We start from the raw sequence: 15,264 nt of genomic DNA, 5'->3' as shown, positions 1-15,264 counted from the left end.
GCCAGACCGCGACCGTCAGGAGTACCGCATGGACGCCTCGGCGGACCGCCGGACGCTGGTCACCACCGGGGCGATCGCCTGCGCCCTCGCCGCTGTCGGGGCGGTCGAGGTGACCTCCGCGACGACCGACAGCAGGGTCGCCCTGGAACAGGTCGAGTTCGGCCTGGAAGCGCTCGCCCGCCGCTGGGAGACGACCCCGCCGGCCGAGATCGTCGAGCGTCTGGGCGTCCTCGAGCACCATGCCCGCACGATCGGCCGGTGGCGGCTCGGCTCAGCCCTGCGGCTGGAGTGGGTGCGCGCCCACGGCCGGATCCTGCTCATGACCGCCGTGGCACAGGGGGACAACGGCCAGCCGGCGCGGGCGACCACCTCGGCTCGGGCAGCGCTGGTCCTCGCCAGGCACGTGCGGGACACCACCACCGCCGCCCACGCCGGGGTCGTGCTGGCCGAGCTCGCGGCCTACTCCTTCCAGAGCACGGGCGACGGCCTGGCACTGGCCCGGGCCGCCCGGGCGACGGCGCCCCGCGCGCACACCGCGATCCTCGCGATCACGACCGAGGCGCACATCATGGCCGCCCGCCAGATGCCCACCGACAGCGTCGTCGCCGCCCTGCGCTCGGCGGACCTGATCGCCGCGAAACTACCTCCCGGCGCGCCGGGATACAGTCTGGACGGCATTCATCCGGGATATCTGCCGACATTCGGCGGGGCGGCGCTCGTAGCCGCCGGCGCGTTGGACGAAGGGCAGCACCGACTGTCCGAGGCCGCCGATCTGTTCGACCGGTCCGCGGCCTCCGGAGCGCTCGCCGCGATTCGGCTCTACCAGGCCTCCGCCGCGATGCGCGGACGTGATCTGGACGAGGCGGAAATCCTCGCCACCAGGGCGCTGGCCGCGTCCGCGGTGCGGCCGAGCAGCTGGTTGTCGAACGGCATTCTCAGCCTGGCCCAGCGAGCCAGAGGCCAGGGCGCGGACTGGTCCGGCCTGGTCATCCAGGCGCGGGAATGGTCACCGGTGTGACCGGCGCCGGACGCCCGGCGCACGTCGGCGAATCCGGCAGCGACGGCGACTCCGCCGGCATTGCCGAACACGATGCCACAGACCACCTCGACGACACGGGTGGCTTCGGCGGCTGCGGTGAATCCGCCGGCCCGGCGCCGGGCCCGCGCCGCGGCCGGGACGCCGCCACCGGGCCACGGGGCCCGGCGGGTTCCGGCCGGGCGGCGGTACGCCCTGGCCCGCACCGCGCGGGCACCCAGCAACACGGCCGTCACCAGCGCCAGAACGGCCGCGAACGACAGGAAACACAGGAAATCGGAATGATGGGCAGCATTCACTGATCCGGTGTCGACCGGCCGTGAAGGTGCAATGTTCGGAACGATCGACAGTGGCGGCGGGGTCGCCCGTGCGGCGACCGGATGGGGAATGGACACGGCGCCACGGTATCGGTCGCCGAACAATGCCCTGCGGGCCGGGCCGGGCAGAAAACACGACACCACCCGGCCGGCGGAACAATAATGAAGTCCCGACCGGACAGCGGAACGGCAGGAGCCGAATAGAAGGACCACATCCGGGTCACGTGACGCACTACTCACCCGGGGCTCATCCGTGGTCTGAATATCTACGCTGCCGACGGCGTCGGCACCAAGTGCACACCGACTGCACGTCCGGGGCGCGACCGGCCACGCCCCGGCGGCCCCGGCGGGACGGCCCGCGCCGCGGCACACCCGACGACTACCGTGAGCCCCGTGGGCGACGCGGGCACGACGACCACCCCGTCCACCGGGAGTGTGGTGGTCGTCGGCGCCTACTGTGCCGACTGCATCGTCGCCACCGACGTCCTGCCCGGCTGGGGCGACGACCTCCGGGTCGACGGCGTGCGGACCAGGCCGGGCGGCAAGGGGCTCAACCAGGCGGTGGCCCTGGCCCGCCGCGGCGTACCGGTCCGCGCCGTCGGCGTCGTCGGCGCGGACAGCACCGGGCGCGACCTGCTGGCCGACCTCACCGCCGAGGGCGTCGACGTCACCGCGATGACGGTGCGCCCCGGCGCGGCGACGCCGGTGTGCGTCGTGCTCGCCCACTCGGACGGCCGCACCGCGTTCCTGTACCGCTGGGCGCCGGAGGCGGAACTCGCCCTCGCGGACCTGACGGTGGCCCGGGCGGCCATCGTCGACGCCCGGGCCGTCATCGTGACCTTCGACCCACCGCCGGCCACGGTTCGCGCGACCGTCGACGCCGCGCTGGACGCCGGCGTGCCACTGCTCATCCATCCGGCGCCGCCGACGCCGGGCGCCGCCGCGGAGCTTCTCGACCTGCCCTGGCACCGCGTCGCCGCCCTGACCCCGAACGAGACGGAGGCACGCCTGCTGCTGCGCGCCGCCGGCGATCCCGCCGCCGACGGTCCCGGGCCGGCCCTCGCCGGCGCGCTCGGTGCCCGGCTCGGCGCCCCGCTGGTCTGCGTCACCCGGGCCCACCACGGGGTGGCGGTGTGGGACGGCGCCCGTGGCTGGGAGCGCCCCGCCCATCCGACGACCGTCGTCGACACCACCGCCGCCTCCGACGTCTTCACCGCCGCACTGGCCCACGTGTTGTTCGCCGGCGCAACCCGGTCCGCGGGCCGGGTCGGGCGGGCCGGTCTGGTGGAGGCCGCGGTCGAGGCGGGGCTCGCCGCCGCCGCCTGGACGGTCCGCCACCGGGGAGCGATCGACGCGCTGCCCCGCCTCGCCGAGCTGTCGTCCCCCGCCGGCGGAACATTCGTCACAGGAAGGAACGCGTCAACGGACGTGTAGCGGGACAGATTGCGGGTAATCCACCGGCAGCCACGGATCTCCCCGCATAAAGGAGCCATCATGACCACCCGGGTTCGGGCCAGAACCTACAGCAGCGTCAGCCTCGGAACGCTTCTCTATCTCATCGTCGGAGTGGTCATCACCGCGAGCCAGCACTACTGGGATTTCACCAGCTGGGACGGCCACGCCCTGAGCAGCTTCTTCACCGCACTTGTCGCGACCCTGCTGTGGCCGCTCGCCATCTTCTACACGTTCGCGCTGCACGCACGCTGACCGACGGCCGACAGGAGGCCCGCGTCCCCGTTCACCCCGGGGTCACCCGCCGGCCCGCGCCATTCCGTCAGCGGATATTCGCCCGATTGCCAGCCGCGGCGTCGACCATCCTCGCCATCTCGCTCCTCCGTGATGTGTGCGATGGTCGGCCCGCGGCTGGCAACAATGCGGCAACGGATCCGCCACATCATCGTCACGCGGCTGCCACGCAACGGAAGTGATGCGTCCGGGTCCCCTGGTGAAAGGTGTCGTGCCCCGGCGTGGGCGCGAATAGGCGGATAGACTGCGGCGGGCCAGGCCAGGGCCGGCAAAACCAGGGAGGCAGCCCGATGGAACCGTGCCGGATCGTCAGCGTCATCGGGAACCCCAAGCCCGCGTCCCGCACCAGGCAGGTCGCCGAGGAGGTGGCCGCCCGGGTCGTCACCGCGCTCGCCGCCACCGGCTATCCGGCGCAGACCGAGGTCATCGAGGTCAGCGAGCTCGGCGCCGGGCTGCTCGGATGGGGCGACCCGGCTGTCGCGGCGGCGCTGGGAACCATCCGCGGCGCCGACGTCCTGGTGGTCGCCACCCCGACCTACAAGGCGACCTACACGGGCCTGCTGAAGCTTCTGCTCGACCAGATCGGCGGCGGGGAGCTCGCCGGCCTGCCGACCATTCCCGTCCAGGTCGCGGCCGCACCGCAGCACGCGCTGGCCGTGGAGGTACACCTGCGGCCCGTCCTCGTCGAGATCGGCGCCGCCTGCCCGACCACCGGGATCTTCGTGCTCGACTCGCGGCTCGCCGACCTTCCCGCCCTGCTCGACGCCTGGGGCTCGGTGAACCTGCCCGCGGTCAGCGCGCTCGTCGCGGCCCGCCGCGCGATCGCCGCCCCCTCCGCCTGACCGCTTCCGCTTGGGCGCTTCTCCCTGGGCGTCGCGCTGGGCCAGGCGCGCCACCGGCCCGCCCGCTCTTCTGGTCGGCGGCGGCCCTGCCCCGGGGGCCTCAGCCGCCGCAGCTCGCGCCGCCGGAGCCGAACGGGTCGGCGACGACCAGCGGAGCGGGGCCACCGGCGGCCGAGCAGCCGCCCACCGCCCGCGCCGCCCCGCCGGTGGGCCCGCTCTCCGGCTGGTCCAGGTCGACCCGCACTTCGGGCGGCCACCCCGCGCCGAAATCCGACCGGCCCCACGGCGCACCGGAACGTCCACCCACACCACCGCCGGACCCGGTGCCCGCACCACCGCCGAGCCGGGTGCCCACGCCACCGCTCCGGTCCGCCGCGACACCCCCGGATCCCGTGGCGGGACGCGGCCCGCTTCCCCCGCGCCCGCCGACCGCACCCGCGGCTGGCCCGCCCGCCGGACCGGTCGGCGCCGCGGTGACCGGAACACCCGCGCCCGCACCCCGGCGGCTGACCGCTCCCGTTCCGCGGCCCTCGGTCGACCCGCCCGCGCCGCCGTACCCCGGCGACCCGCGATAGCCCGACACCCCACCGCCATGTCCGGATCCACCGCCATATCCCGACGGCCCGTCCGACCCGCCATAGCCGCCATAGCCGCCATAGCCGGACATCCCGCCGTACCCAGACGACCCACCGTTGCCGGAGGTCCGGCCGTACCCGGACGACCCACCGCGGCCGGGGGTCTCGCCGTACTCGGACGACGTGCCATGGCCGGCGGTCCCGTCATCGCCCTGCTCCTCGCCGCGGCCGCCCGAGTCGCCGGGCGCCGCGGACCAGTACGGCGCGGACCAGTACGGCGCGTCGGGCCGCTGCTGGTCTGTGGCGTCGCCCAGCTCGGCGGACGGTCCCGCGGGGCCCGCCGCTCCACCCAGCGGGCCCGGCGTCGTGCCGTCGGCGGGCTGACCGAGCGGAGGGGAGGGGACGGCACCGGCGATCCCGTCGGCGCCGTAGATCGCGTCGGGATACGGCGGCAGCGTCGGCACCGGGGACTCCAGGTCCGCGCCGGGCCGGTTCCCGGCGGACGGCGACGCCCGGGGCGCGTCGCGCGTTCCGGTGAGGGCATCCGCGCGCAGGGCGACATCGTCACGGTCGACCCCGACTGGAACGGCGAAGCCGAAGCCGATGACGGCGACGGCGAAGCCGCCCGCCGCGACCATCAGCCCACGGCGCCGGTCATGGATCCCGATCCGGTCGACGCGCCCGCGCAGGGTTCCGAAGATCCCGACGAACATCACCATGACGGCCATCAATGCCATGATCATGGCGAACTCCGGCATCGGGCCCCCAGGTCGCGACGACTGACCGAGCCCCCGAACGTTAACTCACCGAGAGTTACTTGGTCGATACCCTGCGGACCTTGCGGAGTGTCGGCGGCTCACCAGGCGACGGAGCCCGCATACGCGGGGGTGTACACGGGGCTGTTGCCCGCCCACCCGCCTTCCGCACCGGGCCAGGCACTGCCCTGCTCTCTCACGCCGTATACGCCCGGGCCGTCGTACCCGCCCGGGCCAGACCCGGTCGAGCCGCCGCCCGCCGAGCCGTACCCGACGTCGGCATAGCCGGGGTCGGTGCTGACGGCCCGGCCTGGCCACCACGGGTCGGCGCCACCGCCGGAGGTCGGCGAGCCGCCCGCCGTCTCCCGCGGCGTCGCCGTGGCCGGCACCCGCTGCGGCGGAGAGACCGGCGTCCATGGCCCGCCATCCGACCCCCCTGGGGAGGAGTCACCGACGGACGAGCCGGTCGTCGACGACCCGCCGAGGCCCGGGAGGGTGGGGCGCCCCGGAGAGCGCGGACGCGTGGGTCCGGTGGACGGGCGGTCGTCGTCGTACCGGCCCGACGACGCGCCCGTGGAGGGATGGCGCCCCTTGCCGTCACCGGAGCCGGAGTCACTCCCACCGCCCGGCGACGCGGAATCTCCGGAGCCCTCCGAATCGGCCGCACGGCTCGGCGTCCCCGGACGGCCGCTCGGATGACTGGGGTTGCTCGAATGGTTCGAGCCGCCGGGCCTGCCCGGACTGTTCGGCTTACCGGAGTTGCCCGGCCTGCCCGAAGAACCAGGCCTTCCCGGATTGTTCGGCTTGCCGGGGGCGTCCGGCTTGCCGCCGTCACTCGGCTTGCCAGGAGAACTCGGCTTGCCAGGAGAACTCGGCTTGCTGGGAGTACTCGGCTTGCTGGGAGTACCCGGCTTGCTGGGAGTACCCGGCTTCCCAGGAGAACTCGGCTTCCCAGGAGTACCCGGCTTGCTGGGAGTACCCGGCTTCCCAGGAGTACCCGGCTTCCCGGGAGAACTCGGCTTCCCGGGAGAACTCGGGTTGCTGGGAGAACTCGGACGTTCCGGGGTTCCTGGCTGGCCGGTTCCGCCAGGACGGCTCGGCTCCTGGGTGTGACCCGGCACGCCCTCGCCGGATCCAGAGCCGCCGCCACTGGAACCGGCGGGCGGCTGGGCACCGCCGGCTCCCCCGCCCCGCGGCGGCGACGGACGCACCGTCGATCCGCCTGGGCGCGGCGGGCTGGGGTGGGCGGCGGAGGTCCGGCCGTCGGAGGCCGGCGGCGCGCCGCCCGGCGTGGGAGCCGTCCCCGCCGGTCGGGAGACACCGGACGTCCCGCCACCGTCCGAGGAGCCCGACCCGTGGCCGCGAGACCCGGTCGATCCGCCCGCCACCTGGGTGTCGGCCAGCTCCTCCGGCGTCTCGCGATGCTCCTGGCGGCCGCCACCACCACCGGCACCACCGGCCGGATCCAGCGGGCTGGAGCCGTCGGGATGGCCGGGGGGCGCCCCGCCGCCGTCGCGCACGGGCAGGCCGGGCCGCCCGAGACGGCCGGGAGTGGCCGAGGCCGGCGGCACGAGGATGATGCCGTTCGAGGCCGGCTCCCGGTCGCCGCCGTCGCCGGTGCCGACGCCGTGCGCGGCGAGCAGGCCGAACGCGACAAGCGCCACCGACCCGGCGCCGGTGACCATCCCGGCGCGACGGCGGTCGTGAATCCAGGCCCATTCGGCCTGCCCGCGGACAAGCCCAAGAACTCCGGCGGTCAGTATCAGCCCGGCGACCGCCAGGCAGAAGAACATCATGGAAACCCCCCGGGCGCAGTCGCCGACCAGACTAGGGGCGATCCATTGCTGTTTGTTGCACGGGAACTACGAAGCGTTTCTATCCTGATCTGACACGTGACGGATATCGCCGACCGAATCGGCAGGTGCACCCACCGACGCAATCCGATCGAGGATACCTGGGATATCAATCCCGGCAGGCAACGTGCCGAAAGCGAGACCGCCGTCACCGGCGATCCGGGTCGCACAGAATGCGTCGGCGACCGCGGCCGGCGCGTGCCGGACGAGCAGGGAACCCTGCATGACGAGCGCGAGTCGCTCGACGACCCGCCGCGCCCCGCCCGGATCGCCCGCCGCCGTCGCGAGCCCGCCGCGCAGCTCGTCCCAGGCCCGATCGAGCCGGGTGTCCCCGCCCCGGGCCCGCTCGATCTCGGTGGCGAGCGCGTCCACGGCGTCCGGCTCGCGGCCCACCGCCCGCAGCACGTCGAGCGCGTTGACGTTGCCGGAGCCCTCCCAGATCCCGTTGAGGGGCGCCTCCCGGTACAGCCGGGGCATGCCCGACTCCTCCACGTACCCGTTGCCACCGAGGCACTCCAGTGCCTCCACGACCACTCCCGGGACACGCTTGCACACCCAGTACTTCGCCACCGCGGTGGCGATGCGGCGCAGCGCCTGCTCGGCCGGGTCACCGCCGACGGCCCGGTCCACCGCCCCCGCGACCCGCATGACGAGGGTGGTCGCCGCCTCGGACTCGACGGCGAGATCGGCCAGCACGACCCGCATCAGCGGCGCGTCGATCAGCAGGGTGCCGAAGACCCGCCGGTGGCGGACATGGTGGGCCGCCGCCGTGACGGCGGCCCGCATGCCCGCGGCCGACGCCAGCGCGGCGTCGAGACGGGTCAGGGCGACCATGTCGATGATGGTCCGCACGCCGCGGCCCTGCGGCCCGACCGGCCAGGCCACCGTGTCGTCGAACTCCGGCTCGCCGCTGGCGTTGCTGCGGTTGCCCAGCTTGTCCTTCAGCCGCTGGATACGGAAGGTGTTGCGGCTGCCGTCGGGCAGCACCCGCGGTACCCAGAAGCAGGACAGCCCCGCCGGGGCCTGCGCCAGGACGAGGAAGGCGTCGTTCATCGGCGCGCTGGTGAACCACTTGTGCCCCCGCAGCCGCCAGGTGCCGTCGGCGCGGGGCGTCGCCGTCGTCGTGTTCGACCGCACGTCCGAGCCGCCCTGCTTCTCGGTCATGCCCATGCCGGCGAGCAGACCGGTCTTGCCGTCAGGCGGGCGCAGGCCCGGGTCGTACACGCGGCTGGTGAGCAGCGGCTCGTAGCGGGCCGCGAGCGCGGGCGCGGCCCGCAGCACCGGGACGGCGGCGTAGGTCATCGACACCGGGCACAGATGTCCCTGCTCGACGGTGCCCCAGACCAGGATGTTCGCCGCCCGGGCGACATGGGCGCCGGGCCGCGGGTCCGCCCACGGCGCGCCGGCCATTCCCTCGCGCACGGCGACATCGAGCAGGGCGTGCCAGGCCGGGTGGAAGTCGACCTCATCGATCCGATGGCCATAGCGGTCATGCGTGCGTAGTTCGGGTGGGTTGCGGTCGGCCTGCTCGGCCCAGCGCAACGCCTGCTCGGAGCCGGCCAGGCGGCCGAGCCGGCGCAGATCGGCCAGATGCCAGCCTGCGCCCTCCCGGTCGAGCGCCGCGAGCAGCGCCGGGTCCTCGGACCCGTCGTGGCCGACAAGCGGCGGGGGCTGGTTCGTCACCTCGTGCGTCGGGCCGAGGTCGGACCGCGGCACCGCCGCCTGCGCCCGCGCTCCAGCCGCCGAGCTCGTCGTCACCGCGCCACCCGCCCCTTCCCACCGTCAACGCCACCCGCCGATGACGACCGCCGGCGCCACCAGCCGATCACGCCCGCCCGTGACGGCTCCCTCGATCGGTTCGGCGCACCGCGCGCCCGTCCGTCAGGACGATGCCCGCCCGCCACCCGGATCATCCCTCGACTCCCGGCCTTCATCGGCCATCGTCGCGGAATCAGGGGACGGACATCCGGGATAGCCCCCGGCGCGGCGTCCCGACCGGCCGGCAAGGCGTCGAAGGTGATGCCCAACATGGCCGCGACCGTTCACGCCGCACCCGGTGGAATTCATCCGGCGTTGCGCCCGGAGAGCGAACCCACAATCGGAATCCCGACTCCGTCGACGGGCCCACGCGTTTTGTTTCGGCCGTCTGCGGCCCGGCCGCGGGCGGCGGGCCGACCGGGCCCGCGGGCGACGCGAGGACCGGCCGTGGACGGACGGCGCGCGACACGGCGCCATCGAGGCGTCCATACCGTCACGCGGTCGACTGATGATGGTCCGCGATGCCCGAACCGGCCACACCGCACCTCAATGACGCAACGTGCCAGCCGATACCGAAGGTGACAAACATCGCATCGCCCGGATCGCCACCGGTAGCCGGCAGACGACAACGCATCGCACGCGGTCGGCGACCGCGGCGGCCTTCGCGGACCCACCAGCGCACACGACCCCCCGAACCCACCCGCACCGCCCGGACCAGCCCCCCACACAAAGACTCCCACCGGACACCATGCAATCTACATTCCATCCACGGCGACGTGTTCTGGGGGCGAGTGCGGGGCGGCTGCCGGGCTGGCACATTGCGGCCGGTCGCGCACACCACCGGCCCAGGCGCACCCAAACCACCGGAGGAATCGGAAACAGGTACCACCGCACACTCGTATGATCGCCCCCTACCAGTTGCATTCGACCTGCCGGAAAAGAAATCCTTCGCTCGCGGTGAGATCTGTCAAGTCCGGGCAACTGTTGGACGGGGCGCGAACATGATCAGATGTGGCCGGCGCGGCCGACGGCGCCCAACCGGCCGCGCCATGGCCAGGACCGCCCGGTCCGCACCCCGCCGCCGGCTGCCGCGCCTGCGCCTGCCCGCCGGGCTGGCCGCCGTCGTGCTGCTCGGCTCGGTCGCCCTCGCCCTGGGCCGCGACCTGCTCGCCAGGGAGGAGGCCGCCCGGATCGAGGCACGGGTCCAGCTCGTCCACCAGCTCGCGGCGTGGGAATCGGACACGGCGGGGCCGTCGGTGCTGGCCTCGGCCGTGCGCGACCTGCCGCTGGACCCCGGCGATCCCGCGGGCAACGCCGAGCTGCTCCCGCGTCTGACGATCAGCGTGCAGGGCGACGTCTATGAGCCGGTCGTCCTGATGGACGCCCGTGGCACGGTCACCGCGGCCTATCCGCCGGGCGTCGGCGTCGTCCCGGGACAGCTCGGCGCGGCCTGGGCCTCGGCGTGGGCCGGACGGGGCGCGATGTCGCCGACGTTCGGTGATCCCCGCCGCCCGGGCGACCCCGAGGCGCGCAGGCGGGCCACGGTGGTCCCCGTCGGCCCGCCGGGCCAGGTCTGGGCGGTCCTCGTCGCCGTGTCGGCGGACCAGGTCCACTACCAGCTGACGGACGGCGTCGCGGCCATGCTCGGCGCCGGCACCGGCACCGTGTCGACCATCGACCCGAACGGCGTCGTGGCCACCTCGACCGACGGGCCGCTGGTCGGTCGAGCGCTGCCGGCCGCCGACCAGCCACCCCGACCGCCCACCGCCGTGCCGCTGGTCTGGCACACCACCGGGCCAGGCGGGCAGGTCACCCACATCTGCGCGGCGGCGGACAACGGCTATCGCGTCTGCTTCCAGCAACGCACCGCGTCGCTCCACGCCGACCTGCGCGCCCGCGGCGACCGGCGCAACCTCACCCTGCTGGCGGTCGCGGTCACCGCGGTGCTGTCCATCGCGTTCGTCGTGCTGCTGCGTGAGACGTCGGCCTGCCGGTCGCAGGCCCGGCTGCGGGCGCTGTTCGCCGCCGCCCACGACATCGTCCTGGTCACGGATCCGACCGGCCGGCTCACCTTCGCCAGTCCGGCCCTCAGTCCGCTGCTCGGCCATCCACCGGACGGCTGGCCGGGTCGCCCGGTGACCGACCTCGTCCACGCCGAGGACGCGTCCCGGTTGTTACGGCTGATCGCGGACCCGGGTCTCGGCTCGCTGCTCAACGTGCGCCTGGTCGGGCCGGACGGTGCCGCGCGCTGGTTCGACGTCGCCGCCCGGCAGCTGCCCACGGCCGACGGCTCCCTCGAGATCCTGATCACCTGTCACGTCGTCGGCCACCGCAAGCGGCTGCTCGACCAGCTCGGCCACCAGGCCGACCACGACCTGCTCACCGGTCTGCTCAACCGCTCGGCGTTCACGGCGAGGCTCGACGCCGCACTGGCCGCGCTCGCCGGCACCGACCCCGGCGACCCACACGCCCCACGTGCTCCGATCGCCGTCCTGTTCATCGATCTCGACCGGTTCAAGCCGGTCAACGACACCTATGGGCACGCTGCCGGCGACCGGGTGCTCCAGGTGGTCGGTGAGCGGATCCGGGACCGGCTGGGAGCCGCCGACGTCAGTGGTCGCCTCGGCGGCGACGAGTTCGGCATCCTGCTGACTCAGACCGACGAGCCGGCCGCGCGGGCGCTGGCCGCCCAGCTCATCGACGCCGTCAGCCAGCCGGTCGTCGTCACCGACGACGCCACCGTGCGGGTGGCCGCGAGCGTGGGGGTGGCGCTGGCCCGCACCCGTCAGTGCGGCGCCGACTGGTTGCTGCACGGCGCCGACCAGGCGATGTACTGGGCCAAGCGGTCAGGACCCGGCCGCTACGCGGTGGCGCCGCCGGTCGAGCCGACCACCGGCCGCGGATGGGGCGACCAACCGGTCCCGTCCGAGCCCGCCGCGCTCGGCTTCACCGTCGTCCAGCCGCCCCCCTCCGACCCCGGCCGGCGGACCACGGCATCCGCCCACGCCCACGCACCGGCGGCGATGCCCGCCGGCCCGGACACGCGGGCGGCGCCGGCGATCCCGACCTGCGCGGCCGTCCCGCCGTCAGCGCCACCGGCGACGCCAGCACTCTCGGCGCCGCCAGCGCCGCCAGCGCCGTCAGCGCCGTCAGCGCCGTCAGCGCCGTCAGCGCCGTCAGCGCCGTCAGCACTGTCAGCACTGTCGGCGAGGGCGACGCGGCCGGGAGGAGACCCGTCCCGCCGAGCGACCCGGCGGCAGCTGGCCCGCCAACAGGTGGCCCACGCCCGGGTCCAGCTGGTCCGGGCTCTGCCGCTGCTGGTGATCGGCACCATCGTCCTGACCACCACGATGATTACGATCGAGATCGAGAACTCCAACCGGCGGCGCGCCGAGAGCCAGCGCACCGCCGACACCCATGCCCTCGCCGAACGGCTCGCCAACCGCACCGCCAGCCTCAGTCAGCCGCGCAGTCTGATCGACCTGGTATCCCGGCTGCCGTGGTCCCTCACGGACCGCGCCACCGACGACCGGATCGTGCGCTCGCTCGCCGGACCGCAGTTCGCCACCCCGGACACGCTGCTCACACTCGTCGACCTCGACGGCCGGCCGCTGGCGGCGTCCCGACCGGGCCTGCCGATCCCCGTCGGCAGCCCGCTGTGGGCGTCCGCCCGCGGCAGCGGCCTGAACGTCCCGACGTTCGGCGAGTCCGGCAACCTCCACCTGCTGAGTCTGGTGCCGGTCCGGCGCGGCCAGGCGACGGTCGCGTTCCTCGTCGTCGGCCGCCCGATGAACCATCTGCCGACCGACGCGATGGCCGAGGCCTTCCAGGGCGCGGTCGGCGAGTCGTCGCTCGGCATCGTCATCACCATCGTGGACGGGCAGGGCCGGGTGGTCATGTCCAGCGAGCCTGATCTCGGCGGCCGGGTCCTCATCGACCAGCGGGACCTGCACGGCATACAGCCCGGGCGCAGCCAGCGGGTCACGCTGCGAGAGAACGGCGGCGGCGGGCGCGTCGCGGCGGCGGCGATGATCCCCACCGCGCCGATGCCCGCCTACGTCGTCCTCCAGCAGGACCCCTCGGCGGCCCGGGAGGGGCCGCGGCCCGGTCACCTGCCGGGCGACCTGCTCGTCGGGCTGCTCGTGCTCGCGACCGGCACCGGTCTGCTGTGGGCGCTGCTGCGCGAGGACCGGACGACCCGCCGCGAGGGTGCCCGCCTGCAGACCCTGCTGCACGAATCCCACGACATCATCCTCTGCGTCAACCGGGCCGGGTACCTCAACTTCGTCAGCTCGGCGGTCGAGAGCCTGCTCGGCTACCCGGTCGACGAGCTGTTCGGGCGGCCGCTGCTCGGGCTGATCCACCCCGACGACCAGCCGACGACGCGTGCCTTCCTCGCCGCCCAGCAGCACGGCGGCCCCACGTCCCTGCTGGACGTGCGGATGCGGGCCGCCGACGGCAGGTTCTGGTGGTTCGACGTCGAGGCGGGCGGCTCGCAGCACGTCCACGGCCCCGGCTACCTCGACGGTGGTCTGCTGCTGACCTGTCACGAGGTCGGGGAGCGCCGCCGCCTGCAGGAGCAGCTGCGCGAGCGCGCGACCCACGATCCCCTGACCGGGCTGCGCAACCGGGTCGCCCTCGCCGACCGGCTCGACCAGCTCGCCCGGGCGCGCACGCCGTTCACGATCCTGCTCATCGACCTCGACGAGTTCAAGCCCGTCAACGACGCCTACGGCCACCAGGCCGGCGACGAGGTGCTGCGCGTGATCGCGGCCCGCCTCGCCACCGTCACGCGCACGCTCGTGGACACGCCTGGCGCCGAGGTGGGCGGTCTGGGGGGCGGCGCGGTGGGCGGCGTGTTCCGGCTCGGCGGCGACGAGTTCGTGATGGTGCTGCCCGACACCGACGCGGAGACACTGCGGGCCACCGCCCGCGAGGTCCGCGAGGCGGTCGCCGCTCCGGTGACGGTGCGCGGCCACACCATCGCCATGCGGGCCACCGTCGGCGTCGCCTCGTCGCGCAGCGTCGGCGCCGACGGCGGCCAGCCCAGCCCCGACACCGTCGTACGCCACGCGGACCGCCGCATGTACGAGGCGAAGCGGGCCGCCCGGGCCGGCCGGGCGATGGACCCCGCCGCGCGCTGAGCGCCGCACCCGCGCGCCGCCATGCTCACACGCGTCCGGCCGTCCCGTGCGCGCGGGCTCTGCCACCATGGGCTGACCAGCCACCGGGCTGACCGGATGACCAGGTCACAGGGGGTGCGTGGATGGGACGGGTCGTCGTGGTCGGTTCGACGAACATGGACGTGACCACCCGGGTCGACCGCATCCCCCAGCCGGGTGAGACGGTCGCCGGCTCCGCGGTCGTGTTCACCCCGGGCGGCAGGGGTGCCAACCAGGCGGTGGCCGCCAGTCGGCTGGGCGCGCCCACCGTCCTGGTCGGCGCGGTCGGCTCCGACGGCTTCGGCGCCGTGCTGCATGAGTTCCTGCGCGGCGAGGCGATTGACGTCACCTGCCTGGTCCGTCTCGACAGTGTCACCGGCACAGCCGTGACGATGGTCGACGACGCCGGGGAGAACGTCATCGCGATCGTGCCGGGCGCCAACACCGCCGTCTCCGCCGCCGCGTTGGACGGCCTCGGCCTCGGGCCCGACGACGTCGTGCTGCTCCAGCAGGAGATCCCCGCGTCGGCGAACGCGCAGGCGCTGTCACGCGCCCGGGCCGCCGGAGCCCGCACGGTCCTCAACGCCGCCCCCCACCGGCCGATGGCGGCCGACCCGCTGGCGGCCGACGTGCGGGCGGCCGTCGACGTGCTGGTCGTGAACGAGCACGAACTCGCCGGCCTCGTGCCCGAGGCGGCCGGCCTGCCGCACCTCGCGGCGACGGCCGCCGTGGCCGCGGTGCGCGGGCTGCTCGCCGACGGCGCCGGCCCGACCGCCGACATCGTCGTGACCCTCGGCGGTGCCGGCACCTGCGCGCGGATCGGCGACGCCGTCGTCACCCTGGCGGCGCCGCAGGTGCCGGTCGTCGACACCACCGGGGCGGGCGACTGCTTCTGCGGCGCGTTCGGCGCGGGCCTCGCCGCCGGGCTGCCCGCCGCCACCGCGCTGTTCCACGCGAACCTCGCGGCCTCCCTCGCCGTGCAGCGCCCCGGTGCCGGGGCGGCGATGCCGACCCGCGCCGAGCTCGACGCCCTGCTCACCGGGCGCGTCGGCTCGTAAGGACCGACCAGGCCAGGGGTGATCGCGCTCACCCGGCCCCCACCGCGCAGGCAACGACGCGGACCGTCGCCACAACGGTGCATGCGATTGTTCCCCGCCGCCCCCGGTGGCCGGGTGGCTACCGGTACCGTTGCGGCGAAATGGGCCTTCCCGCCGGCGGGA

General features: G+C 74.6%; 9 protein-coding genes. 6 read left to right on the top strand and 3 right to left on the bottom strand.

Annotated elements, in window-relative coordinates; translation table 11 throughout:
• Nucleotides 1-28: 28 nt before the first annotated feature.
• The 4 genes from AC6EXY_RS09160 (at nt 29) to AC6EXY_RS09145 (ending at nt 3,941) form a co-directional block, all read left to right on the top strand.
• Entirely contained in the window at nt 29-1,018 is a 990-nt protein-coding gene (locus tag AC6EXY_RS09160) for a hypothetical protein (RefSeq protein WP_499816577.1), read from the top strand.
• Nucleotides 1,019-1,737: 719 nt separating this feature from the next.
• Nucleotides 1,738-2,787, top strand: coding sequence for a carbohydrate kinase family protein (locus AC6EXY_RS09155; protein WP_499816576.1), 1,050 nt, complete (start codon nt 1,738-1,740; stop codon nt 2,785-2,787).
• A gap of 60 nt (nt 2,788-2,847) precedes the next feature.
• Nucleotides 2,848-3,060 (top strand): hypothetical protein, encoded by a 213-nt coding sequence (locus AC6EXY_RS09150; RefSeq protein ID WP_101830214.1) that lies wholly within the window; start codon nt 2,848-2,850, stop codon nt 3,058-3,060.
• A 329-nt stretch (nt 3,061-3,389) separates the two neighbouring features.
• Nucleotides 3,390-3,941 carry an NADPH-dependent FMN reductase gene (locus AC6EXY_RS09145; RefSeq protein ID WP_207770152.1) on the top strand — a complete coding sequence of 184 codons (552 nt, stop codon included), beginning with the start codon at nt 3,390-3,392 and terminating at the stop codon, nt 3,939-3,941.
• 100 nt (nt 3,942-4,041) lie between these two features.
• Here AC6EXY_RS09145 and AC6EXY_RS09140 read toward each other — a convergent pair whose 3' ends face one another.
• From AC6EXY_RS09140 to AC6EXY_RS09130, 3 genes are all read right to left on the bottom strand, one after another.
• Nucleotides 4,042-5,259, bottom strand: a complete 1,218-nt coding sequence (locus AC6EXY_RS09140; protein WP_165818221.1) for a hypothetical protein — start codon at nt 5,257-5,259, stop codon at nt 4,042-4,044.
• Between the two features lie 113 nt (nt 5,260-5,372).
• Nucleotides 5,373-7,064 carry a hypothetical protein gene (locus AC6EXY_RS09135; RefSeq protein WP_499816575.1) on the bottom strand — a complete coding sequence of 564 codons (1,692 nt, stop codon included), beginning with the start codon at nt 7,062-7,064 and terminating at the stop codon, nt 5,373-5,375.
• A 69-nt stretch (nt 7,065-7,133) separates the two neighbouring features.
• Nucleotides 7,134-8,882, bottom strand: a complete 1,749-nt coding sequence (locus AC6EXY_RS09130; RefSeq protein ID WP_480014305.1) for an acyl-CoA dehydrogenase family protein — start codon at nt 8,880-8,882, stop codon at nt 7,134-7,136.
• A gap of 1,049 nt (nt 8,883-9,931) precedes the next feature.
• Between AC6EXY_RS09130 and AC6EXY_RS09125 the strand changes: the two genes are divergently transcribed.
• A complete protein-coding gene (locus tag AC6EXY_RS09125) occupies nt 9,932-14,026 on the top strand; it encodes a bifunctional diguanylate cyclase/phosphodiesterase (RefSeq protein ID WP_499816574.1) in 4,095 nt (1,364 codons plus the stop codon).
• A 122-nt stretch (nt 14,027-14,148) separates the two neighbouring features.
• Nucleotides 14,149-15,102, top strand: a complete 954-nt coding sequence (locus AC6EXY_RS09120) for a ribokinase (RefSeq protein ID WP_101832392.1) — start codon at nt 14,149-14,151, stop codon at nt 15,100-15,102.
• The last annotated feature ends 162 nt before the right edge of the window (nt 15,103-15,264 follow it).

The sequence above is a fragment of the Frankia sp. RB5 genome, from assembly GCF_059816245.1.
This window is presented reverse-complemented; position numbering and strand designations above follow the sequence as displayed.

Coding starts and splice junctions, on each gene's coding strand:
- AC6EXY_RS09160 (WP_499816577.1), top strand. CDS start 29: ATGGACGCCTCGGCGGACCGCCGGACGCTGGTCACCACCGGGGCGATC.
- AC6EXY_RS09150 (WP_101830214.1), top strand. CDS start 2,848: ATGACCACCCGGGTTCGGGCCAGAACCTACAGCAGCGTCAGCCTCGGA.
- AC6EXY_RS09145 (WP_207770152.1), top strand. CDS start 3,390: ATGGAACCGTGCCGGATCGTCAGCGTCATCGGGAACCCCAAGCCCGCG.
- AC6EXY_RS09140 (WP_165818221.1), bottom strand. CDS start 5,259: ATGATCATGGCATTGATGGCCGTCATGGTGATGTTCGTCGGGATCTTC.
- AC6EXY_RS09135 (WP_499816575.1), bottom strand. CDS start 7,064: ATGTTCTTCTGCCTGGCGGTCGCCGGGCTGATACTGACCGCCGGAGTT.
- AC6EXY_RS09125 (WP_499816574.1), top strand. CDS start 9,932: ATGGCCAGGACCGCCCGGTCCGCACCCCGCCGCCGGCTGCCGCGCCTG.
- AC6EXY_RS09120 (WP_101832392.1), top strand. CDS start 14,149: ATGGGACGGGTCGTCGTGGTCGGTTCGACGAACATGGACGTGACCACC.